The organism is Corallococcus sp. AB032C (genome assembly GCF_003668935.1).
GTDB lineage: Bacteria > Myxococcota > Myxococcia > Myxococcales > Myxococcaceae > Corallococcus > Corallococcus exiguus.
In genome coordinates, this window is sequence record NZ_RAWP01000047.1 from 16,683 (window position 1) to 43,671 (window position 26,989).

Sequence of the window (26,989 nt, forward strand, 5' to 3'; positions counted from 1 at the left end):
CGACCTGCGGGCCATCACCCGAGGAGAACCATGACATCCATCCGCCGAGTGGGTTCTGGCATCTCGACGTCCCGGGCCTGGTCCATCTCCTCCGAGCTGGAGGTCACCGCCCCGGTGCAGCAGCAGCCCATGACGCCGGTGGAGCCGGTGCGGCGGGGCTTCTCCGACTCGAGCGACTTCCGGGCGGACGCCGACGGCGACCTGGCCGGCGCCCTGCTCGAGGACCTGGGGCTGACGTCGGACCCGGGCTCTGAGGCCGGGGGGCGCGCGTCGGGCCTGGAGGCCCCGGAGGCCCGGACCGCGCTGCTGGAGAACCCCCACCTGCGCACCTTCGCGGGTGAGAGCACCTTCGAGGCCGCCGCGCCCGCGTACGCCCAGCGGCTGGGCACGCCGCAGATGTCCACGCCGCTCATGCAGGCGCGCCACTTCCAGCAGGCGGAGCGCCGCGCGGAGGCCTCGCCGGAGGATCCGACCCTGGACCCCTCCGACATCCTGTCGCCCGACGCGGCCGAGTGGGAGCTCCAGAACCTGGACACCATGCCGAGCACCGCCTCCTCGAAGGAGGCGGAGGACCTGCTCTTCCTCCTGGAGTCCGGTGACCTGTCCGGCCTCAGCGACGAGGAGCTGGCCGCGCTGAGCGACGACCTGGACATGGACGACGCGGCTCCGGATGCGTCTGGAGACGCGGACGGCCTGGAGGTGTCCGGTGCGCCGGAGGATTCGGGCGGGTTCCTGGCCACGCTGGAGGACAGCGGGCCGGAGGCGCTGTCACCGGATGCGCCGCCGAGCGCCCCGTCGTCGAATGACTTCCTCGCGGACGCGGACGACTTCACGATGGAGGCCGTCCAGGCCGAGGCCGCCTACGCCGCCGCGTATGCCGAGGCCCGCAAGAACTCGGCTTCCGAACCGGAGCCTGGCGTGGTGGTGGCCGCCGAGCCCGCTGATGCGACGGCGGACCTCCCGGACCTCATTGAAGACGTGCAGGACGCCGACCTCGTGGAGGTCGACGCGGCCCAGACGCCTCCGCCGCCTCCGCTCGAGTCCTGAGCCGAATCCCGAGCCCCGGGGAGCGGGCCCTGACGCTCAGGGCTCGGGCTTGTCGGCGAGCGCGGCGTCGAGCTGCTTCTGCGCCTCCGTGACGTCCTTCTCCAGCTCGCGGGTGTAGAGGTCGCGCTCGGGGCTCCTCCACTCCGCATCCGAGAACTGCTCGAGCGCGTACTCGCGCGTGGTGTGCACGGGCCCGCGCAGCGTGACCATCAGCTCGCGGTCCGGGTCACCCATCTCCTTGAGCAGGAAGCCATCCACGTCGCGCAGCGTCAGCGGGAACGTGGGCTTGTCGTCCCGGATGACCTTGCCGAAGACGTTGAGCTTCACCTCTTGCGAGCCCTCCTGCAGCTCCTCGTTGAACGACAGCACCGCGAACGGCACGCCGCCTTCGTCGTCCAGCCGGCCGGACACCACGTACCGCCCCGCCTTGCGGACCTGGACGGGCAGGTACAGGTCCAGCGACCCACCCTCCAGCACCTCGCGCACCCGGCCGGTGAACGTGGCCGGCGGCGCGGAGGTGTAGAGCACGTCGAAGAACGCCGAGTCCTCCAGCGAACCCGAGCGCACGCGGATGACCACGCGCAGCGTGCCGGAGAACATCGCGAAGCCCTGCTTCGACGGCTGGAAGCGCCCGGTGAGCATCCCGTCACCCGCCACCGCGTCGCCGCCCTGGCCCGAATCCACGAACATCACGGGCACACCCGGCATGCCGCCCGCGTCCGCCAGGTGGTCCGCCTCGTGCGCCAGCGCGGACACCACCTCGCACGGGCGCGGCGCGCGGCGCGAGTCCTCGCACGCCACGGTGAAGAGCACCGTCTCATCACCGACGACGAAGACCTTGTCCTGCTTGAGCCGCAGCTGCACGTCGGAGGTGCCGTCCTCCGCGGCCTTGGGGCTCAGCGGCCGGGTGCGCTCCGGCTCCGCCAGCTCCAGCTGATCCGGATGCTCGCGGCCAGGCCGCGACTCGGGCGGATAGCGCGTGGCCGCCACGTAGGACTCCAACGAGCGCTTCGCGCGCTCCAACCGCTTCTGCCACAGCTCACGGCGGGCCTCGCGTTCGCGGGCCTCCGGGCTGAGCAGTGACGGCGGGGCGGACTCGGCCGCCATGGCCGCGCTGGAGCGCTCCGCCGGTGCCCGCGCCCCCTCGCGGGGGTCGGACACCGGGGCGGAGGTGGGCTTCGGTGCGCCCTCCGGCGCTACGGCCCCTTCGCTTCCCTGCCACCAGAAGAACGCCCCGCCCACGAGCACCAGGGGCACGAGGGCGAGCAACCACCGGCCGTGGCGCAGCCGGGAGGCGGAGGGGATTGGGCCGTCTTCGCGTGTCATGAGCGGGCTTCGCCGGAGGGGGCGGGGGAAGCCGTCATTCTAGTACGCGTACTGGACCATGTACTCGCGCACCTTGGAGACGATGCCTCCCCAGTTACCATTGGCGTGGTGGTTGAAAGATTCACCGTCGTCGCGGAGGTACACGGAGTGGTAGCTCCACTTCGCCCGGCCGTCGCTGCACGCGTTCTTGAGCAGGTTGAGCGTGCCGCCGCAGAACCAGTCGCCCGGGTTGCAGTAGGACCCACCGCTGCTGCCGGAGACACCGCCCGTGGAGTGGTAGGCCACCGCCTCGTCGTCCTGGCCCGGGAGGATGCCGGAGTACAGCGTCCCCTTGGAGCCGGCGAACATGAGGAACTCCACGTTGGCCGTGGCGTTGTGGTTGTACATGGAGCGCGCCGTGGTGGTGACCAGGTCGCTCACCAGGGGCTCGCTCACCGCCCATTCACCGTAGTCCGCCAGCTCGCTGCCGCCGCCCGCGCCGGACGCCACGGCCACCCACTTGATGTTCCAGCCCGGCTTCGTGGAGGTGCTCACCTTGCCGCATTCACCGTTGGCGTTGGGCGTGGCGTTCGTCACCGGCCGCGTGCTGGTGCCGTACAGCGACAGCGCGTAGCCGATCTGCAGGTCACCGGCGCTGTGCACCGCGATGTAACAGGAGTTGGTGCCCGTGCAGAAGCAGTCCAGCGCGTTGCGGATGCGGTAGTTCTCCGAGCCCACGCGCTGCGTGCCGTTCCAGTTGACGGCCTTCTTGTTCACGCCCGCCGCGGTGGTGGACGGCCCCCAGTAGCTGAAGTCGGCGTAGTTGCCCGCCTGCGTCTTGTTGCCGTTCTTGCCGTGGATCCACAGCGTGTAGTTCGTCGCGGCGGCTTCGGTACCCACCAACAGCGTCGCGGCGGTCACGGCCGCGCCAATCAGCATCTTCATCGGGGTGTGTCTCCTGGCCTCTCGGGGGATGAGAGGGCTTCCGCACGGCCCCAGGCCGGGCGAGGGGACAACCACTCTAGGGGTTGTTTCAGATGAAGGCGATAAGCCGAAAGTCGGGCCGTCAGTGAAAACCCTGACGCACCGCGCTGGCTCTGGAAGTCACCCCAGCGCGTCCAGGGCACCGTCCCGCACGAAGCGTTCCAGCCGCTCCAGTGCTTCCGGCAGGTTGGCGCGCCCCAGACCCAACCGGAAGTGATTGCCCGGAAAGCCATACACGTCACCCGGCAACAGCAACACACCCTCACGGGTAATCAGTGACTCAGTGAAACGAGCCACCGGGATGTTTCGCAGCAGACGGGGGAAGGCCACGCTGCCGGCGCGCGGGCGCACCCAGTGGAAGGTGTCCGCGTGGCGCGCGAAGAAGTCATCCAGCCGCGCGAGGTTCGCGGTGAGCAGGCCGCGGCTGCGCTCCAGCACGCGTTCACGGGCGCGCAGCGCGATGAGGGACAGCAGCTCGCTGGGGGCGCTGTTGCAGAGCGAGGTGTAGTCCTTGAAGGCGCGGCAGCGCGCGAGCAGCTCCGCGTCCCGGGTGGCGAGCCAGCCCACGCGCAGGCCTGCGAGGCCGAACGCCTTGGACATCACGCCCAGGCTCACGCCCTTCGTGAAGCACGACGCGGCGGGCGGCAGCGTGTCGTTCGCGTCGTACTCCAGCAGTCGGTACACCTCGTCGGAGAAGAGGTGGATGCCGCGCGCCTCGCACAGCGCGCACAGCTTCTGGAAGGTGGCGCGGTCCGGCAGCGAGCCCGTGGGGTTGTGCGGGAAGTTCACCACGACCATGCGCGTGTCCGGACGCAGCGCCGCCGTGAGCGCGTCCAGGTCCAGGGCCCAGCCGTCCTCTTCCCGCAGGGGCAGCAGCGTCACGTCCGCGCCCACGGAGCGCGCGACTTCGTAGAGCGACTGGTAGCCCGGCCAGGTGACGACGGCGTGTGTGCCGGGCCCCAAATGGGCGTTCATCGCGACGAACAGCGCCTCCTGCGCGCCCGCGAAGGTGAGGACATCCTCGGAGATGAGGCCCGGGTACATGCCGGCGATGGCCTCGCGCAGCGCGGGCAGGCCGGGCGTCTCCGTGTAGCCGAGCGTCAGCCCGTCCCAGCGCGCGCGGTCCTCCGGCGACGCGAGCGCCAGCAGGTCCGCCATGCGCCAGCCCTCGATGTCGGAGGAGCACAGGAGGTAGGGCGCGGCGAACTCCCACCGCGCGAAGTACCGCTCCAGTTCGAAGTCTGGGATGCGCATTCACGGCCTCCATGCCCGCCTGCCCACCGGAGGGCGGAGCGGGCCAACAGCCCTTGCCGGACAGGCGAGCGGACGGGCGCGCAGCCGGGAGCAACCGGTGGCGCATGCATAGCTTGAGTCACGTCCCGTTGAAGCGCTTTCCACTTCGCATTGGGAGCTCGCATGGCCTCGACGAAAATCCCGCTCACGCTGCTGGACCCGGATGGCGGGTGGGTGAACGCCCCCGTCCACGTCTCGGAGCTCGACGGACTGCCCGTCCTCCTCCACTTCTGGACCATGGACTGCGAGGACTGCGCGAAGCAGTTCGAGGCCGTGAACCAGTGGGTGGTCGACTACGGGCCCAAGGGCCTGAAGGTCATTGGCGTGGACGTCACCCACAACGAGACGGAGCTCCGGGACACCAACAAGGTGGAGGGCTTCGCGCGCGAGCACGGCCTGCGCTACCCCATCGCCATGGACGACGGGTCCATGGCCAAGGCCTACGGCGTGGACAAGCACCCCGCCTTCCTCCTCTTCGGTACGGATGGGCGGCTGAAGAACCGCATCGGCGGCAAGGACGCCGTGCGCCGCGTGCGCACGCTGCTCAAGGACCTGCCCGGCCAGGAGCCGCCCGCGCTCCACGGCGAGGTGTCCCGCGAGCAGGAGGACCAGGTCGCGGCCTCCAATCCCTGAGCGCTCCCGCGTCCCCCACCCTTCCCTCCCCAGGAGAGTCGCACCATGGCTGACCGACGACACACCGAGCGAAGGGGCTTCTCCCTGGGCGCGCTGGCCGCCGGGGTGGGGGCCGTCGTGGGGCTGAAGCGCGTGCTGCGTCCGCGCTACAGCTTCCAGGGCAAGACGGTCGTCATCACCGGAGGCTCCCGGGGGCTGGGACTGGTGATGGCGCGCACGTTCCTGAAGGAGGGCGCGCGCGTGGCCATCTGCGGACGCGACGTCGAGTCGCTCCAGCGCGCCCACGCGGACCTGGAGCGCATGGGCGGCGAGGTGCTCACCCTGCGCTGCGACGTGCGCGACCAGGTGCAGGTGGACGCGATGGTGGGCGCCGTCCACGAGCACTGGGGCGCGGTGGACGTGCTCATCAACAACGCGGGCGTCATCATGGTGGGCCCGCTGGAGTCCATGACGCTGGAGGACTTCGAGGAGGCGGTGGACGTCCACCTGTGGGGGCCGCTGTACACGACGCTCGCGGTGGCGCCGGCCATGAAGGCGCGCGGCGAGGGCCGCATCGTCAACGTGGCCTCCATGGGCGGCAAGCTGAGCATCCCGCACCTGGTGCCGTACTCCGCCAGCAAGTTCGCGCTGGTGGGCCTGTCGGACGGGCTGCGCACGGAGCTGGCCCAGGACGGCATCCGCGTGACGACGGCTTGCCCGTCCCTCATCCGCACAGGCAGCCCGCGCAACGCGAACTTCAAGGGCGACCACGAGAAGGAGTACGCGTGGTTCCACGTGAGCAACTCGATGATGGGCGTGTCCATGAGCGCCGAGCGCGTGGCGCGCAAAATCATCGAGGCGTGCCGCCGGGGTGACGCGGAGGTGCTGGTGGGCATGCCCGCGAAGCTGGGCGCGGTGGGACGAGCGTTGGCGCCCAACCTCACCGCGCGCGTGCTGGACGCCGTCAACCGGCGGCTGCCCCAGGACAGCACCCCGGAGCGCTACAAGGGCAGCGAGAGCGAGACGCCCCTCACCCGCTCCTGGCTCACGGAGATGAGCCGCCGCGCGGCGGAGCGCAACAACGAGAACGAGGTGTCCCTGCACTGACGCGGGGACACCCGGTGGACGGGGGCTTAAACCTTGCCGTCCATCTCCGCCAGCTCCATGCGCCAGTGGCCGCGGTGCTCGTACGCCTGCGCCAGCTGATCATTCAGCGCGGCGAGAATCTTCACGTTCCCGTCCTGCTCGTAGCCCTTGAGGGACTCCGCGCAGGCGGGCACGCGTGAGAGGAACGTCTTCAGCGCGTCCAGGCTCAATTCCTTCACATACATCCCGTACCCCAGCCGCTCCAGGTAGAGGGCATTGAGCACCTGTTCGAACTGGCCTCCCACGGGGATGCTGAGCAGCGGTTTGTGCAGGTACACGGCCTCGCTCATCAGCGTATAGCCGCCGCCCGCCACCACCGCGCGCGCGGTGCGCAGGTCGTCGATGAAGCCCGCCTCGCTGAAGGGCCGGTAGGTGAGGTTGCCCTCCACCACGTCCTCCTTGAGGTCACGGCGCAGGCCATACACGCGGCACGGCACGCCGGACTGCTTGAGGATTTCGGGCAGCTGCGTGTTCGTCGTCGACGTCTGGTACACGAGCAGGTGCTCACCGGCCTCCGGCTTCGCCGCCAGGATTTCGGGCCGGAGGATGGACGGCGCCAGCGTGGTGCGGCGCTTGCGCACGGGCGGGTAGAAGAACGTCGTGGCCAGGTAGTGGAAGGCCCCGGGCAGCTTCGCCTTCACGATGGCGCGCGTGGCCTCGAAGCTCTCCTCGTGGCCCGCGAGCAGCGCCGGGTCGTGCTGACAGCGGTTGATGACCTGCATGTTGTCCACGCTGATGACGGGCAACCGGTGGTTCTTCGCGAACAGGTAGCTGAACGTCTCGAAGTCGCTCACCACCACGTCCGGCTTGAAGCCCTCCACCAGGTCGAAGTACTGGCGCACGTTCTGCGGCCAGCCCGTCACGGCGCCCTTCAGGTTCTGCAGCACCGTCTGCCACTTCTTCACCGAGTTGCCTTCGTAGGCGATGGTCAGCCCCCAGATGCCGTGCACGTTCTGGAAGCGCTGGGCCAGGTAGTTCTGCGCCCGCCCGGACACCACGATGTGGACCTCGTGCTCCTTCGTCAGCGCCTCCAGCAACACGCGCGAGCGCGTGGCGTGGCCCATCCCTTCGCCGACGACCCCATACAGGATTCGCATGGTCCGGAAGCATACGCCCGGGACACCCTCCCCTGTCCCTTCCGGCCCGGGACGGTGCTACGCCTCCCGGTCCATGACCTCCCTGCCCTCGCCCCGGGGTGCCTCTGTCCTGCGCGCCGCGGCGTTCGGGGGCATCGCCGGCCTCATGCTGGGCGGCGTGGGGCTGCTCGGGCTGGGCGTGAGGGCCGTCTTCGCCCCCGCCGACTGCGCCAGGCTGTCCCCGCAGGAGTGCCAGCTCCTCCACGAGACGGACCGCGACCTGGGCCGCGTGCAGACGCTCTCCGGCGGGGCGCTCGTCGCCCTGGGCGCCGCCCTCTTTGCCCTCACCCGCCCGCGCCCGCCCCATGACTCCAACGTTTGAGAGCCCAAGGATTTCGCCGCGCCGCGCAAGCAGCCAGGCACATTGTGCCTGTAGGTCATTTTCGCGCGCGGGGTAGGTCAACTAATTACCACTGGCCCGGCCATTAGGTTTGAGGGTAGGAGACGGCCCATGCAGCTCGAATCGTTGAAGATGTTCTGTGACGTGGTCGAGACAGGCTCGTTCTCGCGCGCGGCGCAGCTCAATCACGTGACGCAGTCGGCGGTGAGCCAGCAGATTCGCGCGCTGGAGAACCGCTACGAGCAGAAGCTGCTCTCGCGCAGCGCGCGGCAGGTGACGCCCACGCCCGCGGGCGAGCGCCTGTTCCGGGGCTGCAAGGAAATCCTGGCGCGCTTCGCGGAGGTGGAGCAGGAGATCCGCGAGCAGGCCACGGAGGTCCAGGGCGCGACCACCGTGTCCACCATCTACTCGGTGGGTCTGCACGAGCTGAACGTGGTGCAGAAGCAGCTGTTGAAGACGCACCCCAAGGTCAACATGCGCCTGAACTACCGGCGCAATGATCAGGTCTACGACGACGTGATTCTGGGCGCCGCGGAGATTGGCATCGTGGCCTATCCGCAGCCGCGCGCGGGCGTGGACATCCTGCCGTTCCGCGACGACAAGCTGGCGGTGGTCTGCGCGCCCAACCACCCGTTCGCCAGCAAGACGAAGGTGAGCGTCACCGCGCTGTCAGGCGTGCCCTTCATCGCCTTCGACCGGGAGGCCCCCACGCGCAAGGCATTGGACCGCCTGTTCCGCGAGAAGAACATCGACATCAATCCGGTGATGGAGATGGACAACGTGGAGACCATCAAGCGCGCGGTGGAGATGGGCCTGGGCGTGGCCATCCTCCCGCTCGCCACGGCCCACGCCGAAATCAAGAACAGCTCGCTGGTGGCGAAGCCCTTCGCGGAGGGGCCGGTGTCGCGCCCCATTGGACTGCTCATCCGCAAGGGCAAGTACCTGGACCGCGCGTCCGCCGCGGTGCTGGAGGCCTTCAAGCAGGCCTCCCTGCTTCCGCAGGACGACTGAAGCCTCAGTAGAGCTTGCGCAGCCGGGCCGCGAAGAAGCCGTCGTAGCCCTCCGGCCCGGGCAGCGTGCGCAGCCAGGCCTGGGCGAGCGGCAGCTTGAGGCCGGGCAGCACGGGCGGCTCGGCCGTCCACTCCGGGTGGCTGCGCAGGAACATGTCCACCTGGTCCTGCCCCTCCTGCGGCTCCGGCGTGCAGACGGCATAGACGAGCAGGCCGCCCGCCGGCACCGCCTCCTGGCAGTTCTCCAGGATGCGCCGCTGGAGCGTCGCCAGCCGGGCCACGTCCTCCTCCTTGCGGCGGTAGCGCAGCTCCGGGTGCCGGCGCAGCGTGCCCAGTCCAGTGCAAGGCGCGTCCACCACCAGCGCGTGGAACTCGCCCCAGCTTTCGGGGAACGGCTCGGACGCGTCGTGCGCGTAGGCCTTCAGGCGCCCGGACAGCCCCAGGCGGTGGGCCTCCGCTTCAATCTTCCGCAGCTTGTTGGCGTGCAGGTCCACCGCGACGACGTCGTGCGTCTCCGCCTGGTGACAGGCCTTGCCGCCCGGCGCCGCGCAGGCGTCCAGCACGCGCGCGGTCTCCGGGATGGCGCCGTAGACGCCCACCAACTGCGCGGCCTCGTCCTGCACCTGCCACAGCCCTTCCGAGTAGCCGTACACGTCCTCCACGCGGCCCACCGGCGGCAGGATGATGCCCACGGGCGAGGCTTCCGTGGCGCGCGCCTCCACGCCCACGTCCTTCAGCTGCGCGAGCAGCGCGTCGCGCGTCACCTTGGAGGTGTTGGCGCGGATGACGACGGCGGGCGGCAGGTTGTTGGCGACGAGCATCGCCTCCGCGCGCTCGCGGCCGAACTGGCGGATCCACCGCTCCACCAGCCAGCGCGGGTGGCTCTCGCGCACGGACAGGTACTCCACCGGGTCCTTCTGCGAAGGCAGCGGCGGCGAGGGCAGCTCCGACAGCTTGCGCAGGATGGCGTTGGTGAAGCCCGCCGCGCGCCCGAGCCCCACGTCCTTGAGGGCCTGGACCGTCTCCGCCACGGCGGCGCGCGCGGGCACGCGGGTGTGGAAGAGCTGGTAGGCGCCCACGCGCAGGGCGGCCAGGACCTTGTCCTCCAGCGCGTCCAGCTTGCGGTCCGCGAAGCGGGTGATGGCGTAGTCCAGCGCGAGCTGCCGCCGGGTCGTGCCGTAGGTCAATTCGGTGACGAGCGCCGCGTCGCGGGGGTCCTTCGGAGGCGTCTCCGACAGGACCGTGTCCAGCACCACGTTGAGGTAGGCATCCGTCGCGCGCACGCGCGCGAGGATGTTGATGGCGAGGATACGGGCGCTCATCCTTCTTCCAGCCGGGTCATCAGGTCCACCAGTTGCTCGTCCGACATCCGCGTCGCGGGCAGATGGGACAGGGTGAGGCTCTGGAGGCTGTCCTCCAGGAGCTCGCGGTGGCCGCTCTCCGCCGGTTCACCACGTTGGACCTGCTGATACTTCGCGCGGGCCCAGGTGGCCAGCTCCGCTTCACTGAGCCGTCCGGCCAGCCGGTCCGCGATCTTCTGGCGCACGAGCGCCCGGGTGAGCAGGTCCGACGCGGGCGTGGATCCACCCCTCGCCGCGCGGCCCAGGGACTTGCCCGGCTTGCCGTCCGTCTTCACGACCGTGGGCACGGACTTGCGGCCCAGCGTCTTCAGCGGGCCCCCGGCCTCCGCCGTGCGCCGCAGCGACCGCGCGGGCGTGGCCAGCGGCGTGAGCTCCGGCGCGTCGTCCTTCTTGAGCGGGTGCACGCGGCCCACCAGCTTGGGCTTCGGACGCGAGTCTTCGTCCTCGGGCCCGGCGCCCTTCTTGCGGCGGCCCAGCGACTTCACCGGCCCGGGGATGGCGGGGTGGAAGATGCCGCTCGCGAAGGTCTCCAGGGCCTGGATGTACGGGTCGAAGCCGTGCAGCCCCAGCACCTGCATGGCGCACGCCTCCGCCACCATGGACTCGCGGGCGGGCGGCTTGAGCAGCACCTCGATGGCGGGCAGCCCCACCGCCTCCAGCGCCTCCTTCAGCGCGTAGGACGTGAAGTAGCCCGCCGGGTTGATGAGGATGCCCTCCACGTTCTTGCGCTCGGCGTGGATCGTGTCGATGAGGACGCCCTCGTGGTTGGACTGGACGATGGTCAGCGTCAGTCCCAGCTCCTTCGCCTTCGCGCGCAGGGCCGCGTCGAGGTCCGTCAGGCGGCCCCCCACGACGTCCTCACGCTCGCCCAGGAGGTTGAGGTTCGGTCCGTGCAACACCAGCAGCTTCATGCCCATCCGTGCGACTCCATGACGCGAGAATTCCACATGGCGCTCGGCGGCGCGCTCAAGACGTGAACGGCTGACTGCCCGGCTGCAATCTGTTTCCAGAGAGGAAGTCCGCCGCGCGCATCACCCGCTTGCCCTCTGGCTGGACCTCCAGGAGGACGAGCGAGCCCTCTCCACAAGCGACCTCGATGCCCTCCGGCCCCGCGGACAGCACGGTGCCGGGTGCACCCTTCCCTTCCGCGGGCCGCATCCGGTGCACCTTGAAGACCTTGCCACCCAGCAGCGTGTACGCACCGGGCCACGGCGTGAAGGCGCGCAGGCGGCGGTCCAGCTCCACCGCGGGCTTCGCGAAGTCCAGCTTGCCGTTCTCCTTGTCGATGATGGGCGCCAGCACCATGCCTTCGGAGGGCTGGGGTTGGGGCGTCAGCTCGCCGCGGAGGTAGCGCGGCAGGGACTCGCGCAGGATGTCGCCGCCCAGCGCGGACAGCTTCGCGTGCAGCGTGGCGCTCGTCTCGTCCGGCGCGATGGGCAGCCGCTTCATCGCCAGCACGGGGCCGGTGTCCAGGCCTTCATCCATCACCATCAGCGACACGCCCGTCTCGCTGTCGCCGTGCTCGATGGCCCACTGGATGGGCGCGGCGCCCCGGAAGCGAGGCAGCAGCGACGCGTGCACGTTCACGCAGCCTTTCACCGGAAGCGCCAGCAGGTCCTTGGGGAGAATCTTTCCGTAGGCCGTCACCACGCAGACGTCGGGGGCGTACTGGCGCAGCTCCTCGGAGAACGGCGGCGTGCGCAGCTTCTGCGGCTGGAGCACGGGGATGCCCTTCTCCAGCGCGCGCTCCTTCACGGGCGGCGCGGTGACGGCGTTGCCCCGGCCCTTGGGCTTGTCCGGCTGGGTGACGACGGCCACGACGTCGCCCACGTCGAAGCAGGCCTCCAGCGAGGCCACGGCGAACTCGGGCGTACCCATGAAGACGATGCGGGGTCGGCTGCTCATGTGAGGGAAATCTCGTGTGGAAAAAGGGATGGGGTCAGGCCACGGACTTGAAGGCGGCGGGCGGCGCGGAGGTGTCCACCGCCTGACGCTTGCGCGCGCGCAGCGCCTCCAGCGTGGACAGGGCCTCGCGCGTTTCCGGGGTGGTGGCCACGTCCTTGAGCGCGTCCAGCGCCTTCTCCAGCGCGAATGCTTCGTCCGCCTCGCGCTGACGGATGCGGTCCACCGCTTCGCTGAAGCGCGCGAAGAAGGCGCGCAGCTCGTCCTTGCGCCGCAGGGGACGCAGGCGCGGATAGCGGCCCGCCGCGAGCGCCGCGACGTAGAGGCTCATGACATGGACGGGGCCCGCCACACGGTGCGTGAAGAGCAACCCGAACAACCCGAGCGCGATGCCCAGGCCCACGGTGGCCACGCCGGTGAGCCACCAGAGCGTCTCCTCGCCGGACAGGCCCCCTTCGGCGGACATGCGGTGCACCTGCTGGGCGAGCACGCCGAACAGCAACATGCTCCCGGCGCCCATGCCGGTGAGCAGCAAGATGTATTTGAGCTGGAATTCTCGGTCGAGCAGGTACGTCCGGCGGATGATGGTCGGACGCGACGCGTTACGACTGTCTTCGGCATGGGGCATGTCGTTGACCAGCGTACCCCAGGAGGTGGGGGAGGTTTGCGTCCTTCGTCAGGACAGGTCTACACCCGACGGAAGCCCAGACGTTCGGACGTAAAGGAGCCCCATGTCCCGCTCATTCGTCGCCCTGTCCCTGGCCGTTTCCTGCCTTGCCCTGGGGGGTTGCAAGAAGGAGGACCCCAAGACGCCGGAGTACTGGCAGTCCAGTCTGGAGGGGGCCAAACGCCCCGACGACAAGGTGCGAGTGATTGAGTCGCTGCGCACGTCGGGCAACGTCAATGAACAGTTCCTGCCCTTCCTGCACGGGCGGCTGTCCTCGGAGCGCCGGCCGGAGGTGAAGGCGGCGGTGGCCCGGACGCTGGGGGATTTGCACCACCCGACGTCGCTGGAGCCGCTGACGGCGGCGCTGGACCCCGGGGCTTCGGATGTGCCGGCGCAGCAGGTGAACAAGGCGGTGGTGGGCGCGCTGGGGCGGATTGGGGATGAGCGCGCGGTGCCGTCGCTGGTCCCGCTGTTGCGCAGCAAGGACAACTATACGCGCATCGAGGCCATCCAGGTGCTGGGCGCGCTGAAGGCGAAGCCGGCGGTGGAGCCGCTCATCCAGCTGGCGACGGACGAGTCCGCGGAGCCGTTCCTCAACAAGAAGGCCATCGAGGCGCTGGGGCAGATTGGGGATCCGCGCGCGGTGCCGGCGCTGATGCGCACGCTGACCAAGGAGCGCCGGGGCATGTCGTTCTACGTGGAGAGCAGCTTCGCGCTGTTCCAGCTGGGCGCGCCCGCGGCGGACGCGCTCTTGCCGGTGCTGGAGGGCAAGGACGCGGAGCTGCTCACGTGGGCGAAGGCGCAAGGGGTGAACCCCGCCAGCTACCCGATGAAGGCCGCGCAGGTGCTGGGCGACCTCCGGGAGAAGCGCGCGGTGCCCACGCTGTTGAAGCAGCTGTCGTTCACGCATTCGGATCCGCAGATTCAGGCGCTGGTGCGGATGCAGGCGGCGGACGCGCTCGGGAGGATGCGTGCGCAGGAGGCGGTGAAGCCGCTCGCGGGGCTCGTGGGTGAGCCGGACCCGACGGTGCGGGATGCGTATGTGCGGGCGCTGGCGCTGCTGGGCAGCCGGGACGCGCTCCCCGCGCTGGAGAAGGCGGCGGGCACCGGGGACTGGTACTCGAGGGAGATCGCCATGAAGGGCATCGCGCTGCTGGGGGATGCGCGGGAGCAGCCGATGCTCGCGAAGCTGGCGGCGGCGGAGCCCGCGCGCACGGCGGCGGATTGCCAGGAGACGGGCGAGGACGGGTGCCAGGATGCCGCGGCGCTGGGCAAGAAGCGCGCGGATCAGGTGCAGGGGTATGGGGCGGTGCTGGAGGCGGCGCAGGCGTGCAGTGGCAACGCGGGCTGCTGGTCGCAGCGGCTGCCCAAGGCGGACGCGGTGCTGTTGCAGCGCGCGGCGCTGGAGGTGGGGCGCTCCGGGGCGGCGGACCAGGGCCCGACGCTGGCGTCCCGGCTCACCGAACGCGACACCGAGGCGCGCGCCACGGTCATCCAGGCGGTGGACTGGCTGGCGGACGCGCCCGGCGCGGCGAAGAAGCTGCGCGAGGCGTCCCTGCCCGCGCTGAAGAAGCAGCTGGAGGACGAGAAGGGCAACTCCAACTTCGTGCGCGTGAACGAGGACCTGCGCCGGCTGATGGTCAAGCTGGAACGGGCGTAGCGCGCATCCTGAAAGTGCGCGGAGGGCACGCATTGGGTCCTCCGCGCGCGGGCAGTATCCCCGCAGGTCACTTGTCACGCGGGGACGGGAGTAGCCCCATCCTCCGAAGCACGCAGCGCGGGCGGCATTCGCTCCACCGCATGGTGGAGCACGCCCAACTGACGCACCAGCCGCGACAGCTGCGTGCGAGCCAGCGCGTCCGCGCCCTCCAGGCCCGGCGCCTCACGCTTGAGCGCAGACGGCACGCGGCGAGCGACCAGCGCCGAGGACAACTCCTCCAGCGCGTCCGACGCGTAGCGCACCACCGGCCCCAGGTCTGACTCCTGATGCCACGCGCGGCTCGCCGCCAACGCCGTCACGGCCGCGGTGAAGCGGCGCGCATAGGTGATCAACGCCATCCCCGGCTCCAGCTCCTTCGCCGGCCCCTTCCACTCACTCAGCAACCGCTGGAACGACGCCTCCGCGGACAACAGCGCCACGCCCACCTTGCGCCGGGCCTCTCGCAGCGCCGCCTCCGTGGACACAGGCGTGCGCGACACCTCGCGCAGGTAGTGCTGGTCCGCCTTCAGCACGCACGCCACCTCCTCGGCGAAGCGCGCGTGCTCGGGGCTCGGCCAGAGCAGCCGGATGCCCACCAGCGCCAGCACGCCTCCCATCAGCGTGTTGAGGATGCGCACCCCCGCGAGCCGCCAGTCCCCTGTCTGCATCTCCGCGAGCAGCACCAGCGCCGGCGCCAGCAGCACCTGGTACACCGTGAAGTTCAGCGGCCGCACGCTCACCGACACGCAGACCAGCAGCACGATGGCCGCGAGCATCAGCCCATGCGCTGGCAGCACGTGCACCAGCCCCATGGCCAACACGCTGCCCACGAACGTGCCCGCCACACGCTGCAGCCCCTTCTCCGTGGTGAGCCCCGAGTACGGCTGCAACACGACAATCACCGTGATGGTCACCCAGTACCAGTGATTGAGCCCCAGCCCCTCCGCCAGCGCCGTCGCCACCGTCGCGGTGAGCCCCAGCCGCAGCGCGTGCCGGAAGACCACCGACTCCGGCGTCAGGTGGTCGCGCAGCACCTTCCACCACGAGCGCGTCCGCCCCGGCTCCAACCCCAGCGGCTTCGTGTCCCGCTCCGGCAGCGGCTCGCCGCTCTCCAGCCGGGACGCCACATCCAGCGCCACCGCGCTGTACTCCCGCAGCCGCCCCAGGAGCCCCGCCACGTGCGAGTACTGAGCGCGCGCCGGCTCCGGCAGTCCCCCGTCCGCCTGGAGCACCCGCGTCACCCGCTCCGCGTCCCACGACGACGGCACCGGCACCGTGCCCCGCACCAGCGAGCCCACCACGCCCCGCAGGTCCACCGCCAACGCGCCCAGCGCGTGCTGCGCCTCGATGCGGGCCGTGCGGCACGCGCCCTGACGTGGCGCCTCGTCCAGCGCCTCCGACATCGCCGTGAGCAGGAGCGACAGCGCGTCCGCGTCCTCCAGCAGCACCAGCAGGTGCTCGCCCCGGCCACTCTCCTCCTGCCGTCCCTGGCGCGTGGCACCCAGCGTCGCGCGCGCCGTCTCCAGCGACTGCCGCATGCGCGCGGCCCGCTGCACCGCCTCCCACGTCCCCACGCGCGAGGGCCCCTCCATGGGCCAGCCCGCGACCGCGTCCGCGACGTCCGCCAGCTCCTCGTAACAAGCCGCGATGGCCAGCCGCGCCGGGCGGTAGGGCCTGAGCGGCCACAGCACCAGCGACAGGAACATGGACCACAGGCCGCCCGCGACGAAGTACGCCGCCTGCGACAGCACGGCTTCCGGCCCACGCTGCGGCAGGGCCAGCGACACCACGAACAGGTTCGCCAGCAGCATGCCCACGATGCCCGGCGTGTCCCCGAAGCTGCGCGCGAAGCCGCACGCCGTCACCCAGAAGAACGTCAGCGCCACGTCCACCCAGAAGGGACTCGGCAGCGCGATGATGAACCCCACCAGCGCGCCCAGCACCGTCATCGCCCCCATGGCCCGAGCGCGCGTGCGGTACGGCCCGCCCTTGTCCACCAGCGCGACGAAGAGCCCGGCCATGCCCGCCCACGACACCGCCGGCTGCGACATGAGCGCGGAGATGAGCAGCGGAACCCCCAGCGCCAGCCCCGTGCGCAGCCCCGCCGACACCGCGGGCCGGCCCGGCTGGAAGCGGAAGAGGCCCGCGACATGACGGGGCAGGTGTCCCCGGGCCGCACGCCCTCGGGGCGCCACCCAGCCGTCCGCCACCGTCTCGCCTCCGTCCCCGCGCATCCCCGCTCCTTCCCCGGGTGAACGTCCCCAGAGGAAGAAGATGGGGTGCGCGAGCGCCGGATTCCGCCCCTGCCCGCTCGCATGCGCGGCGAACGGGCAAAAGGCGGCCAGGCGGTCAGCTGCGCTGCGCGTAGTACTCGACGATGAACGGCTCGTTCACGTCCACGGGGATCTCCTCACGCTCGGGCAGCCGCACGTAGCGCATGCCCTCCCCTGCCCCTAGGACCTGCACGTACGCGGGCACCTGGCGGGACTTCATCCGTCCGAAGGCGTCCTGCACCGCCGCGAGCTTCAGGTGCTCCGCATGGAAGCGCACCTCGTTGCCCGGCTTGAGCCGGATGCTCGGGATGTCCGCGCGCTTGCCGTTCACCTGGAAGTAGCCGTGGCGCACGAACTGGCGCGCCTGGCGGATGCTCGTGGCCAGCCCCGCGCGCAGCACCAGCGCGTCCAGCCGGCTCTCCAACAACTGCATCAACACCTTGCCCGTGTTGCCCGGCGACCGGCGCGCTTCCAGGAAGGCGCTGCGGCACTGCTTCTCCAGCAGGCCGTAGTACAGCTTCAACTTCTGCTTCTCCCGCAGCCGCTGCGCGAAGTCGCTCACCGACACGCGCGCCGTCGCCCCGTGCTGGCCCGGCGGATACGGCCGGCGCAGCACCGGATCCTTGTCAGGGTCCTTCGCGGTGATGCGCGACAGGGGGATGCCAAGCCGCCGACACATCTTTCCACGAGGTCCCAGTTCACGAGCCACGGTGCGTTCCTCCGGCCTTCCTGTTGAGTCGAGCCAAGTTGAAGTTGATAATCACTATCAATTTCAATACCCACAAAGGGAGCGGCCGGTCAAGCTTCCAGACACGGGGTGTGGGTGGACGGCCGGGCACAGGCAGGGTGAAAATGAACGGAAATACAACCCCGCGCGCCGGCTTACCTACCGGTCGGAATGTGCTTTTGGGGCGGATGTAGGACGAAAACTTCACCTGTGAATTCATGAGCTTGGACCCACTCATGACCGTGTAAGCAACAGCCCACACGCAACATTGGAACGGCTGACACGAGAATCAATTTGTCCGCTTCACCTGCCCCCCGAAAGCCCGCCCCCATGGCCCTGCGCACCGACCTGTCGAAGCCCGTTGTCGCCACCCAGAACCGCACCGACACGAAGCCGGCGAACACCGTGAAGCCCCAGGGCCCGGTGGGCATGAGCTCGCAGTCCAGCTTCAGCACGGGCGCGCCCTCCAAGGCGAAGGCCACGGTGGCGCTGAACGGCGTGGGCCAGAAGCTGACGCCGGGCCCGGTGGACCTCACCAGCCCCCAGGCGCAGCAGGCCGTGCAGCAGACGGTGTCGTACGTGAACCAGAAGAACCCGCAGCTGAGCGGCATCACGGGCGGCACGTCGTTCTCGCCGCGCTCGGTGGAGCGCGACCAGCTGGGCATGACGCACGTGCGCATGGACCGCATGCACGAGGGCGTGAAGGTCGCCGGTGAGCAGATCATCGGCCACCTGGACGCGAAGGGTCAGTTCGACAGCCTGACGGGCGACGTGTCCAACATCCCGGTGGGCATTGGCAAGGCGCCCACGAAGCTGACCGCGAAGGACGCGCTGGCCGTGGCGCAGAAGGACTTCAACGGCGAGACGTCCAAGGCGCCCACCGCGGAGAAGGTCATCGTCAAGGGCAAGGACGGCCAGTACCACGCCGCCTACCACGTGACGCTCACCGACACGAAGGTGTCCAGCGGCAAGGACCCGCGCTCGATGAACTACTTCATCGACGCGAACACCGGCGAGTCCCTCAAGCAGTACAACACGCTGAGCCACCTGGACCGCACGACCAACGCCAGGCGCGCCGATGGCACCTCGGGCACGCCCGCGCAGACGCCCACCACCCCGACGACGCCCACGACTCCGGGCACGGGCACGGGCCGCGTGGCGGACGACCAGACGATGTACAGCGGCAAGGTCGACATCCAGACCACGAAGAACAAGGACGGCACGTTCTCCCTGGACGACAAGACGCGCGGCAAGGGCATCGTGACGTACGACGCGAAGAACCGCGAGGAAGCGTCCGGCACCACGGGCTTCACCGACAACAACGACGTCTGGGGCGAGAAGACCGACCCGTCGCGCGCCGCCACCGCGGTGGACGCGCACTACGGCGCGGAGATGACCTACGACTTCTACAAGGAGATCCTCGGCCGCGACTCCATCGACGGCAAGGGTGAGAAGCTGGTCTCCTACGTGCACACCGACGTGAACCTGGTGAACGCGTTCTGGGACGGCGAGAAGATGCAGTACGGCGACGGCGACGGGAAGGACTCCGGCCCGCTCACCACGCTGGACATCGCCGGCCACGAAATCACCCACGGCCTCACGGAGCGCACCGCGGGCCTGGAGTACGAGGGCGAGTCCGGCGGCCTCAACGAGTCCTTCAGCGACATCATGGGCACCGGCGTGGAGTGGTTCGCCAGCCAGAAGAACAGCGCGGTGAAGTTCGACTGGGCCGTGGGCGAGGACGCGTGGACGCCCAAGAACGGCGACAACACGGACGCCCTCCGCTACATGAACGACCCGACGGCGGACGGCTACTCCATCGACAACTACAAGAACTTCCCGAAGATGACGGAGGTTCACGGCTCCAGCGGCATCGCGAACAACGCCTTCTTCCTCCTCACCGAGGGCGGCAAGAACAAGACGTCCGGCATCGAGGTGAAGGACGGCATTGGCATGGAGAAGAGCCTGAAGGTCTTCGGCCGCGCGCTCACCACGTACATGACGCCGCAGACGAACTTCTCCCAGGCCCGCGCCGCCACCATCAAGGCCGCCACGGACCTGTACGGCAAGGACTCCACCGAGGCGAAGAAGGTCGCCGAGGCCTGGACCGCCGTCGGCGTGACCAAGTAGTCGCTTGAGGTTCCAGGCCCGGATGGGAGCCCTGCGCTCCCGTCCGGGCCTTTTTCATTTCACTGCTTCGCCATGGCGGCCTTCTGTTCGCCCGCGGTATCCCGGACGTGCTCCCCGGAGACGTCGACCGTCACCTCGTGGAGCGTGCCGGTGAACTCGAAGGGCGCGGTGTAGCGCTGGCTGACGGGCGAGTTCTCGTCCCGGCCGCAGGTGAGCCCCTCTCCCAGGCTGATGGCCACCGGCATGGTCGCGTCGATGGTGCTCTGCGCCACCAGGTCGCCGTTGATGTAGAGCCGGCCGCGACCGGGAGTGCCCCGCCCCACCTTCAGGTCTGGCTTGCCGGTGGGCTCGAACTCGAACCTCAGCTGCGAGCGCCCCTCCGGCACATCCACCGCCGACTCGATGTGGAACTCCTGCTCGCCGAGGTAGTTGTAGGCGTAGTGCAGCTTGTGGTCCTGGATGAAGAGTGAGTAGCCGCCGGTGAGGCCGCCGTGGCTGAGCAGCACGCCCTCCGTGTCCCGCGTCACCTCCGCGTCCGCGGTGATGGTGTGGGGCCGGTTGAGCACGTGCACCGCCGCGTTCTCCGGCGCGGGCGACGTGTGCGGGCGGTACACGTAGCGCGTGCGGTCCTTCGTGAGCTGCGGGCGCTCCAGGGCGAACACCGCGCGGGTGGGCGACGCGAGCGGCAGCACCTGGTAGCGCCCGGCTTCCGCGTACCAGAGGGCGATCATCTCGATGAGCTTGCCCCGGTTCTCTTCCGCCACGTTCCGCGTCTCGGAGCAGTCCTCCGCCACGTGGTACAGCTCCCAGCCGTGCGCATCCAGCTCGCGCAGCCGGTCCTCGTCGAGCAGCGACTCACCGAAGCCCTCTCCGGCCTCCGCGAAGGACGGGCCGGGGAACGGGCACACCGCGCGCCAGCCGTCGTGGTAGATGGCGCGCGAGCTGAACATCTCGAAGTACTGCGTGCGGTGTCGGCCAGGCGCGTTCCCGTCGTTGAACGTGTGCTTGAAGCTGACGCCTTCAATGGGTGACTGGGTGACGCCGCGGATCTCCGCCAGCGGCTCCAGCCCCAGGCAGTCCAGCACCGTGGGCACCATGTCGATGGCGTGCGCGTACTGCGTGCGCACCTCGCCCTTCGCCTGGATGCCCTGGGGCCAGTGGACGAGGAACGGATCGGTGGTGCCGCCGCGGTACGTCTCCCGCTTCCAGCGGCGGAACGGCGTGTCCCCCGCCCAGGCCCAGCCCCACGGGTAGTGGTTGAAGTGCTTCGGGCCGCCCAGGTCCTCCAGCGCCGCCAGGTTCTGCTCCAGGGACTCCGGAGCGTTGTTGAAGAACTTCAGCTCGTTCACGGAGCCGTGCGGTCCGCCCTCCGCGCTGGCCCCGTTGTCGGACAGCACCATGATGAGCGTGTTGTCCAACTCGCCGGTGTCCTCCAGGAACTTCAGCAGCCGGCCGATGTGGTGGTCCGTGTGCTCCAGGAAGCCCGCGAAGACCTCCATCATGCGTGAGTAGAGGTGCTTCTCCTCCGGCGGCAGCGAGCCCCAGTCCTGCACGTCCGGGTCATGCCGGGACAGCTGCGTGCCCCGGGGAATCACGCCCAGCTCCAGCTGCTTCTGGAACACCTTCTGGCGGTAGGCGTCCCAGCCGTCGTCGAACTGGCCCGCGTAGGCGTCCGCCCACTCGCGGGGGACGTGGTGGGGCGCATGCATGGCGCCCGTGGCGAAGTAGAGGAAGAAGGGCTTGTCCGGCGCGACCTGCTTGGTGTCCGCGATGCAGTCCATGGCGCGGTCCACCAGGTCCGGGGTGAGGTGGTAGCCCTCCTCGGGAGTGCCGGGCGGGCGGATGGCGTGGTTGTCGTGAACGAGGTCCGGGTAGTACTGGTGCGTGTCCCCGCCCAGGAAGCCGTAGAAGCGCTCGAAGCCGCGGCCCAGCGGCCAGCGCGAGTACGGCCCCGCGGCGCTCGTCTGCTCCGCGGGGGTCAGGTGCCACTTGCCAATGGCATACGTGTTGTAGCCGGCCTCCATCAGCATCTCGGAGAGGAAGCCGTTCTCGAAGGGGATGGTGCCGTTGTAGCCGGGGTAGCCCAGCGACGTTTCGGTGATGGTGCCCATCCCGTTGGAGTGGTGGTTGCGGCCGGTGAGGACGCACGAGCGCGTGGGCGAGCACAGCGCGGTGGTGTGCATGTTGTTGTAGAGCAGCCCGCCTTGCGCCAGCCGGTCCAGGTTCGGCGTGCGGATGGGCGAGCCGTAGCAGCCCAGGTGCCCGAAGCCCATGTCATCCAGGATGATGAACAGGACGTTGGGCGCGCCGGGCTTCGAGCGCAGGGGCGAAGGCCACGCAGGAGACGACTGCTCCCAGGTGCGGCCGATGACGCCAGGGAAGGGACTGCCGGGCTTGTATTCCTTGAGGGACATGAGCGAGCGCGCCTCCACGCGAACCAGAACGTTCTCGTGCGTGAGGTGCATCGTCCCGGGAGGCAGCGAATCTGCCCCCAGGACGGAGGCGGCCGGACCCAGGCCCTGGCCGCCTCCTGCTTCACACCCTGCTCACGTCACGGGGAACGGGTTGCGTTCGTGGAACTGGCGCTGGTGGAAGTACGGGTACGGCCAGGGCGTGGTGCTGGCGGCGTCCAGCGTGGCCACCTGCGCGGGCGTGAGGTTCCAGCCGATGGCGCCCAGGTTCTGGCGCAGCTGCTCCTCCGTGCGCGCGCCGATGATGACGTTGGACACGGTGGGCCGCTGGAGCAGCCAGTTGAGCGCCACCTGCGGCACCGTCTTGCCCGTCTCCTGGGCCACGGCGTCGAGCGCGTCCACGACCTGGAAGAGGTACTCCTCCGGCACCTGCGGGCCGCCGGCCGCGGTGGCGGGGTTGTTGAGGCGGCTGGTCTCCGGCTTCGGCGCGCCCCGGCGCAGCTTGCCGGTGAGCCGGCCCCAGCCCAGCGGGCTCCACACCACCGCGCCCACCTTCTGGTCCTGCGCGAGCGGCATCAGCTCCCACTCGTAGTCGCGGCCCACGAGCGAGTAGTAGGCCTGGTGGGCCACGTAGCGCGCCAGGTTGTAGCGCTCCGACACGGCCAGCGACTTCATCAGGTGCCAGCCGGAGAAGTTGGAGCAGCCGATGTAGCGGATCTTCCCCGCGCGCACGAAGCCGTCCAGCGTGTTGAGGACCTCCTCCACGGGCGTCACCGCGTCGAAGGCGTGGAGCTGGAACAGGTCGATGTAGTCCGTCTTCAGCCGGCGCAGCGCGGCCTCCACGGCGCGCGTGAGGTGGAAGCGCGAGGAGCCCACGTCATTGGGCCCCGCGCCCGCGCGGAAGGTGGCCTTGGTGGAGATGATGGCCTTGTCGCGCCGGCCCTCCAGCGCCTTGCCGAGAATCTCTTCCGCGAGCCCCGCGGAGTAGCCGTCCGCGGAGTCGAACATGTTCACGCCCGCGTCCAGCGCGATGTCCACGAGCCGCGTGGCCTCCTTCACGTCGCTGGAGCCGAAGCCCTTGAAGAAATCACCCGAGCCACCGAACGTGCCCGTGCCCAGGCTGAGGACGGGGACCTTGAAACCAGAACCACCCAGCTGCCGGTATTCCATGACGTTCACCTCGTGACGAAGCGGGAGGAAAGGCGGCCCACGTAACGGGCCGTGGCGCGGCGCGCAACCGTCGTTTCGCGACGCGCGTGATGCTTGAAGCGGCGCGTGGGGGCGCCCATCATGCGCGCGCCTTCCCGGGCGGGGAGGCAGGGGTCCAGGTCCCACGTGAGCACATCCGCGACACCCGCATCCGGCCGTCCGCCCATCCTGCGGGCGTTGGGCTATCTGCGCCGCTATCGCCTGGAGGCGCTGGGCGCGCTGCTGTCCCTGCTGCTCGTCTCCGTGGCGAATCTGGGCGCGCCGCAGATGATCCGCATCGCCATCGACCACGGGCTCGCGCGCGGGGAGATACGGCCTGTGTGGCTGGCGGTGGGCGGGCTGGTCGCCATCGCGCTGGGGCGCGGCCTGTTCAACTTCCTGCAGGGCTACCTGGCGGAGCGCGCGTCGCAGGGCGTGGCGTTCGACCTGCGCGACGCGCTCTTCGCGCGCATCCAGCGGCTGTCCTTCAGCTACTACGACCAGGCGCAGACGGGGCAACTGCTCACGCGGCTGACGAGCGACGTGGAGGCGGTGCGCACCTTCGTGGGCAGCGGCGTGGTGCAGTTCGCCGCGGCGGCGGCGATGCTGGTGGGCTGCGCGGGGCTGCTGCTGTACCTGGATCCGGTGCTGGCGCTGGCGGCGCTGAGCACCGTGCCGCCCATCCTGTGGGTGCTGCGCCGGTTCATGCAGCGGATGCGTCCGCTGTTCGGCCAGCTGCAGGCGCTGCTGGGCTCGCTCAACACCACGCTGCAGGAGGACCTGCGCGGGCTGCGCGTGGTGCGCGCCTTCTCCGGCGAGGCGCGGGAGCTGGAGCGCTACGGGAAGACCAACGCGGAGCTGAAGGAGAAGAACCTGCGGGTGGTGGACGCGCTGGCCGGCAACTTCCCCCTCGTCGCCTTCTTCGCCAACCTGGGCACGCTGATGGTGGTGGGCGTGGGCGGCTGGCGCATCCTCCATCAGAAGCTGACGCTGGGAGAGCTGGTGGCCTTCACCAGCTACCTGGCCTTCCTGCTGATGCCCCTGATGACGCTGGGCTTCTTCGCGGCCAGCATGTCGCGAGCGAGCGCGTCCGCGCAGCGCCTCTTCGAGCTGCTCGACACGGCGGTGGAGGTGGCGGACCGTCCGGGCGCGGTGCTACTGCCTCCATTGCAGGGCCGCATCGAGCTGCGCGACGTGCGCTTCCGCTACGCGGGCAGCGACCGCGAAATCCTGCGCGGCGTGAGCGTGACGTTGGAGCCCGGGCAGCTGGTGGCGGTGCTGGGCACCACCGGCTCCGGCAAGAGCACGCTCATCAACCTGCTGCCGCGCTTCTACGACGTCACCGGGGGCGCGGTGCTGCTGGACGGACATGACGTGCGGGACGTGACGCTCGCGAGCCTGCGCTCGCAGATGGGCGTGGTGCTCCAGGACGCGCTGCTGTTCTCCGGAACGGTGCGGGAGAACATCGCCTACGGGCGCCCGGAGGCGACGCAGGCCCAGGTGGAGGCCGCGGCGGAGGCGGCCCAGGCGGCGGAGTTCATCCGCGAGTTGCCCCAGGGCTACGACACGCTGGTGGGCGAGCGCGGCGTGGGGCTCTCCGGTGGGCAGCGGCAGCGGCTGGCCATCGCGCGGGCGCTGCTCACGGATCCACGGCTGCTCATCCTGGACGACAGCACGTCCGCGGTGGACGCGCGCACGGAGACCGCCATCCAGGGCGCGCTGGACGCGCTGATGCGGGACAAGCGCAGGACGGCCATCGTCATCGCCCAGCGCATCAGCACCGTGCGGGACGCGGACCTCATCCTGGTGCTGGACGAGGGGCGCATCGCCGCGAAGGGGCGCCACGAGGAGCTGAAGGCCTCCAGCGAGCTGTACAACGACATCCTCGGGTCGCAGCTGCAGCCGCCGCGTCAGGAGGAGGTGGCATGAGGCGGCCTGGAAGCATCGAGGCGATGGCGGAGCTGGAGACGGGCCGCGCGAAGCAGCGCGGGAAGGTGCTGCGCCGGCTGCTGGGCGAGCTGCGTCCGCACGCGGGCACGCTCACCGTGGCGATGGCCTTCATCCTGGTGGGCGCGGCGTGCCAGGCGCTGGGGCCGTACCTGATGAGCCGGGCCATCGACCACGACATCGGCTCGGGGGACGGCTGGGGGCTGTTGCGGACGCTGGCGGTGCTGTTCGTCGTCTACGTCGTGGGCTTGCTGACGCAGCAGGCGCAGACGCGGCGGGTGGGCCACACGGGGCAGCACGTCCTGTCGGACCTGCGCCTGCGCCTCTTCGCGCGGCTCCAGCAGCTGCCGCTGTCGTGGTTCGACCGGCGGCCGCTGGGCGACCTGATGAGCCGGATGCTCAGCGATGTGGACACGCTCAACCAGCTCTTCGCGCAGGGGCTGACGCAGCTGTTGGGGTCGCTGCTGGGGCTGGTGGGCGTGCTCGTCGCGATGTTCGCGCTCAACTGGCGCCTGGCGCTGGCGTGCTTCTCCCTCATCCCCGCCATCGTGCTCACCACGTGGTTCTTCGCGTCGCGGGCGCGCAATGCCTACCGCAAGACGCGGCAGACGGTGGGCGACGTGACGGCGAACCTCCAGGAGGAGATTGGAGGCGTGCGGCAGGCGCAGGCCTTCAACCGCACGGAGAAGAACATCGAGCGCTTCCGCGACCGGAACGCGGCCAACCGCGACGCGAACGTGGCGGCGGTGGGCATCACGTCCGCGTTCTCGCCGGCCATCGACCTGCTCTCCACGCTGTCCACGGCGCTGGTGATTGGCTACGGCGGCGCGCTGGCGCTGAGCGGGCAGCTCACGGTGGGCGGCGTGGCGGCCTTCCTCATCTACGTGCAGCAGTTCTTCCGGCCGGTGCAGCTGGCCGCGTCCGTGGCCGCGCTGATGCAGTCCGCGCTGGCGGGGGCGGAGCGCATCTTCTCCATCCTCGACGAGACCACGGAGCCGCCGGACGTGGCGGGCGCGATGGAGCTGGGGCCGCTCCAGGGCCAGGTGGTGTTCGAGGGCGTGTCCTTCGGCTACGACGCCGCGCGGCCCGTGCTGCGCGATGTGTCCTTCCACCTGGAGCCCGGCCAGACGCTGGCGCTGGTGGGGCGCACGGGCGCGGGCAAGACGACGGTGGCCAGCCTGGTGCCGCGCTTCTACGACGTGACGGGGGGCACGGTGCGCGTGGACGGGCACGACGTGCGCCAGGTGACGCGCGCGAGTCTGCGCCGGCAGATGGCCATGGTGCTCCAGGAGCCGTTCCTCTTCAGCGGCAAGGTGGCGGACAACATCGCCTATGGGAAGGCGGACGCCACCCGCGAGGACGTAGAGGCGGCGGCGAAGGCGGTGCACGCGCACGACTTCATCACCCAACTGCCGCAGGGCTACGACACCGTGCTGGGCGAGGGCGGCGCGACGCTCAGTCAGGGGCAGCGGCAGTTGCTCGCGTTCGCTCGCGCGGTCATCGCCAATCCGCGGGTGCTCATCCTGGACGAGGCGACGGCGAACATCGACACGCGCACGGAGGCGCTCATCCAGCTGGCGCTGGGGCAGCTGTTGTCCGGCCGCACGAGCATCGTCATCGCGCACCGGCTCAACACCATCCGCCACGCGGACCTCATCCTGGTGCTGGAGCACGGCACCGTGGTGGAGCGCGGCAACCACGAAGAGCTGCTCGCGAAGGGCGGGCACTACGCGGAGCTGTACCACCAGCAGTTCCGCGACGCGCCGGAGCCGACGGTCAAGGCGCTGGGCTGAGCGCGCGCCGGACCGGCT

Annotated in this window: 21 protein-coding genes; 9 read left to right on the top strand and 12 right to left on the bottom strand. The window is 70.0% G+C overall.

The features are described 5' to 3' along the window. The first annotated feature begins 30 nt into the window (after positions 1–30). Positions 31–1,047 (top strand): hypothetical protein, encoded by a 1,017-nt coding sequence (locus D7X99_RS21260; protein ID WP_121779368.1) that lies wholly within the window; start codon positions 31–33, stop codon positions 1,045–1,047. 36 nt (positions 1,048–1,083) lie between these two features. On the opposite strand, the gene D7X99_RS21265 is transcribed toward D7X99_RS21260, so the two are convergent. The 3 genes from D7X99_RS21265 to D7X99_RS21275 form a co-directional block, all read right to left on the bottom strand. Then, positions 1,084–2,373, bottom strand: coding sequence for a hypothetical protein (locus D7X99_RS21265; RefSeq protein ID WP_121779369.1), 1,290 nt, complete (start codon positions 2,371–2,373; stop codon positions 1,084–1,086). A 39-nt stretch (positions 2,374–2,412) separates the two neighbouring features. After that, positions 2,413–3,297 (bottom strand): hypothetical protein, encoded by an 885-nt coding sequence (locus D7X99_RS21270; RefSeq protein ID WP_121779370.1) that lies wholly within the window; start codon positions 3,295–3,297, stop codon positions 2,413–2,415. Positions 3,298–3,456: 159 nt separating this feature from the next. Then, positions 3,457–4,590, bottom strand: coding sequence for an aminotransferase class I/II-fold pyridoxal phosphate-dependent enzyme (locus D7X99_RS21275; RefSeq protein ID WP_121779371.1), 1,134 nt, complete (start codon positions 4,588–4,590; stop codon positions 3,457–3,459). A 162-nt stretch (positions 4,591–4,752) separates the two neighbouring features. Between D7X99_RS21275 and D7X99_RS21280 the strand changes: the two genes are divergently transcribed. Next, positions 4,753–5,262 carry a peroxiredoxin gene (locus D7X99_RS21280; protein ID WP_120577759.1) on the top strand — a complete coding sequence of 170 codons (510 nt, stop codon included), beginning with the start codon at positions 4,753–4,755 and terminating at the stop codon, positions 5,260–5,262. Positions 5,263–5,307: 45 nt separating this feature from the next. Beyond that, positions 5,308–6,348: an SDR family oxidoreductase gene (locus tag D7X99_RS21285; protein WP_121779372.1), complete on the top strand. Its 1,041-nt coding sequence runs from the start codon at positions 5,308–5,310 to the stop codon at positions 6,346–6,348. 26 nt (positions 6,349–6,374) lie between these two features. Here D7X99_RS21285 and D7X99_RS21290 read toward each other — a convergent pair whose 3' ends face one another. After that, positions 6,375–7,484: an MJ1255/VC2487 family glycosyltransferase gene (locus D7X99_RS21290; RefSeq protein WP_121779373.1), complete on the bottom strand. Its 1,110-nt coding sequence runs from the start codon at positions 7,482–7,484 to the stop codon at positions 6,375–6,377. Between the two features lie 73 nt (positions 7,485–7,557). Between D7X99_RS21290 and D7X99_RS21295 the strand changes: the two genes are divergently transcribed. Continuing rightward, on the top strand, positions 7,558–7,845 hold the full coding sequence (locus D7X99_RS21295) for a hypothetical protein (RefSeq protein ID WP_121779374.1): 288 nt from the start codon (positions 7,558–7,560) through the stop codon (positions 7,843–7,845). A gap of 129 nt (positions 7,846–7,974) precedes the next feature. Continuing rightward, positions 7,975–8,874, top strand: coding sequence for a LysR family transcriptional regulator (locus D7X99_RS21300; RefSeq protein WP_120577755.1), 900 nt, complete (start codon positions 7,975–7,977; stop codon positions 8,872–8,874). Positions 8,875–8,878: 4 nt separating this feature from the next. Here the strand turns inward: D7X99_RS21300 and rsmB are convergent, their stop codons facing one another. From rsmB to D7X99_RS21320, 4 genes are read right to left on the bottom strand one after another with little or no spacing between them, the layout of a single operon-like run. Further along, complete coding sequence (gene rsmB, locus D7X99_RS21305; protein WP_121779375.1) at positions 8,879–10,195, bottom strand: 16S rRNA (cytosine(967)-C(5))-methyltransferase RsmB; 1,317 nt, start codon at positions 10,193–10,195, stop codon at positions 8,879–8,881. Further along, entirely contained in the window at positions 10,192–11,151 is a 960-nt protein-coding gene (locus D7X99_RS21310) for a type II 3-dehydroquinate dehydratase (protein ID WP_169826659.1), read from the bottom strand. The genes rsmB and D7X99_RS21310 overlap by 4 nt, the downstream gene beginning before the upstream one ends. Before the next feature lie 49 nt (positions 11,152–11,200). Next, the gene (gene fmt / locus D7X99_RS21315; RefSeq protein ID WP_121779376.1) at positions 11,201–12,139 is read right to left on the bottom strand and encodes a methionyl-tRNA formyltransferase; all 939 of its coding nucleotides are present in this window, start codon (positions 12,137–12,139) and stop codon (positions 11,201–11,203) included. A 34-nt stretch (positions 12,140–12,173) separates the two neighbouring features. Next, positions 12,174–12,764 (bottom strand): signal protein, encoded by a 591-nt coding sequence (locus tag D7X99_RS21320; protein WP_121779377.1) that lies wholly within the window; start codon positions 12,762–12,764, stop codon positions 12,174–12,176. A 103-nt stretch (positions 12,765–12,867) separates the two neighbouring features. Here D7X99_RS21320 and D7X99_RS21325 point away from each other — a divergent pair, with 103 nt between their 5' ends. Next, complete coding sequence (locus tag D7X99_RS21325) at positions 12,868–14,463, top strand: HEAT repeat domain-containing protein (protein WP_120577751.1); 1,596 nt, start codon at positions 12,868–12,870, stop codon at positions 14,461–14,463. Positions 14,464–14,537: 74 nt separating this feature from the next. Here D7X99_RS21325 and D7X99_RS21330 read toward each other — a convergent pair whose 3' ends face one another. Together D7X99_RS21330 and rpsD are read right to left on the bottom strand one after the other, a co-directional pair. After that, complete coding sequence (locus D7X99_RS21330) at positions 14,538–16,736, bottom strand: FUSC family protein (protein ID WP_121779378.1); 2,199 nt, start codon at positions 16,734–16,736, stop codon at positions 14,538–14,540. 115 nt (positions 16,737–16,851) lie between these two features. Further along, the gene (rpsD, locus tag D7X99_RS21335; protein WP_121779379.1) at positions 16,852–17,484 is read right to left on the bottom strand and encodes a 30S ribosomal protein S4; all 633 of its coding nucleotides are present in this window, start codon (positions 17,482–17,484) and stop codon (positions 16,852–16,854) included. A gap of 348 nt (positions 17,485–17,832) precedes the next feature. On the opposite strand from rpsD, the gene D7X99_RS21340 reads away from it, so the two are divergent. Next, positions 17,833–19,632, top strand: a complete 1,800-nt coding sequence (locus D7X99_RS21340; protein ID WP_121779380.1) for a M4 family metallopeptidase — start codon at positions 17,833–17,835, stop codon at positions 19,630–19,632. Positions 19,633–19,691: 59 nt separating this feature from the next. Here D7X99_RS21340 and D7X99_RS21345 read toward each other — a convergent pair whose 3' ends face one another. Both D7X99_RS21345 and D7X99_RS21350 read right to left on the bottom strand, forming a co-directional pair. Then, on the bottom strand, positions 19,692–22,046 hold the full coding sequence (locus tag D7X99_RS21345; protein WP_121779396.1) for an arylsulfatase: 2,355 nt from the start codon (positions 22,044–22,046) through the stop codon (positions 19,692–19,694). 132 nt (positions 22,047–22,178) lie between these two features. Next, positions 22,179–23,213 (bottom strand): aldo/keto reductase, encoded by a 1,035-nt coding sequence (locus D7X99_RS21350; RefSeq protein ID WP_121779397.1) that lies wholly within the window; start codon positions 23,211–23,213, stop codon positions 22,179–22,181. Positions 23,214–23,378: 165 nt separating this feature from the next. On the opposite strand from D7X99_RS21350, the gene D7X99_RS21355 reads away from it, so the two are divergent. Together D7X99_RS21355 and D7X99_RS21360 are read left to right on the top strand one after the other, a co-directional pair. Next, on the top strand, positions 23,379–25,160 hold the full coding sequence (locus tag D7X99_RS21355; protein ID WP_121779381.1) for an ABC transporter ATP-binding protein: 1,782 nt from the start codon (positions 23,379–23,381) through the stop codon (positions 25,158–25,160). Beyond that, entirely contained in the window at positions 25,157–26,971 is a 1,815-nt protein-coding gene (locus tag D7X99_RS21360; protein WP_169830631.1) for an ABC transporter ATP-binding protein, read from the top strand. Before D7X99_RS21355 ends, D7X99_RS21360 begins: the two co-directional genes overlap by 4 nt. The last annotated feature ends 18 nt before the right edge of the window (positions 26,972–26,989 follow it).

Bases quoted from the DNA above. Each gene is read 5' to 3' on its own strand.
- D7X99_RS21260 (WP_121779368.1), top strand. From the start codon at position 31: ATGACATCCATCCGCCGAGTGGGTTCTGGCATCTCGACGTCCCGGGCC.
- D7X99_RS21265 (WP_121779369.1), bottom strand. From the start codon at position 2,373: ATGACACGCGAAGACGGCCCAATCCCCTCCGCCTCCCGGCTGCGCCAC.
- D7X99_RS21270 (WP_121779370.1), bottom strand. From the start codon at position 3,297: ATGAAGATGCTGATTGGCGCGGCCGTGACCGCCGCGACGCTGTTGGTG.
- D7X99_RS21275 (WP_121779371.1), bottom strand. From the start codon at position 4,590: ATGCGCATCCCAGACTTCGAACTGGAGCGGTACTTCGCGCGGTGGGAG.
- D7X99_RS21280 (WP_120577759.1), top strand. From the start codon at position 4,753: ATGGCCTCGACGAAAATCCCGCTCACGCTGCTGGACCCGGATGGCGGG.
- D7X99_RS21285 (WP_121779372.1), top strand. From the start codon at position 5,308: ATGGCTGACCGACGACACACCGAGCGAAGGGGCTTCTCCCTGGGCGCG.
- D7X99_RS21290 (WP_121779373.1), bottom strand. From the start codon at position 7,484: ATGCGAATCCTGTATGGGGTCGTCGGCGAAGGGATGGGCCACGCCACG.
- D7X99_RS21295 (WP_121779374.1), top strand. From the start codon at position 7,558: ATGACCTCCCTGCCCTCGCCCCGGGGTGCCTCTGTCCTGCGCGCCGCG.
- D7X99_RS21300 (WP_120577755.1), top strand. From the start codon at position 7,975: ATGCAGCTCGAATCGTTGAAGATGTTCTGTGACGTGGTCGAGACAGGC.
- rsmB (WP_121779375.1), bottom strand. From the start codon at position 10,195: ATGAGCGCCCGTATCCTCGCCATCAACATCCTCGCGCGCGTGCGCGCG.
- D7X99_RS21310 (WP_169826659.1), bottom strand. From the start codon at position 11,151: ATGGGCATGAAGCTGCTGGTGTTGCACGGACCGAACCTCAACCTCCTG.
- fmt (WP_121779376.1), bottom strand. From the start codon at position 12,139: ATGAGCAGCCGACCCCGCATCGTCTTCATGGGTACGCCCGAGTTCGCC.
- D7X99_RS21320 (WP_121779377.1), bottom strand. From the start codon at position 12,764: ATGCCCCATGCCGAAGACAGTCGTAACGCGTCGCGTCCGACCATCATC.
- D7X99_RS21325 (WP_120577751.1), top strand. From the start codon at position 12,868: ATGTCCCGCTCATTCGTCGCCCTGTCCCTGGCCGTTTCCTGCCTTGCC.
- D7X99_RS21330 (WP_121779378.1), bottom strand. From the start codon at position 16,736: ATGCGCGGGGACGGAGGCGAGACGGTGGCGGACGGCTGGGTGGCGCCC.
- D7X99_RS21340 (WP_121779380.1), top strand. From the start codon at position 17,833: ATGGCCCTGCGCACCGACCTGTCGAAGCCCGTTGTCGCCACCCAGAAC.
- D7X99_RS21345 (WP_121779396.1), bottom strand. From the start codon at position 22,046: ATGTCCCTCAAGGAATACAAGCCCGGCAGTCCCTTCCCTGGCGTCATC.
- D7X99_RS21350 (WP_121779397.1), bottom strand. From the start codon at position 23,213: ATGGAATACCGGCAGCTGGGTGGTTCTGGTTTCAAGGTCCCCGTCCTC.
- D7X99_RS21360 (WP_169830631.1), top strand. From the start codon at position 25,157: ATGAGGCGGCCTGGAAGCATCGAGGCGATGGCGGAGCTGGAGACGGGC.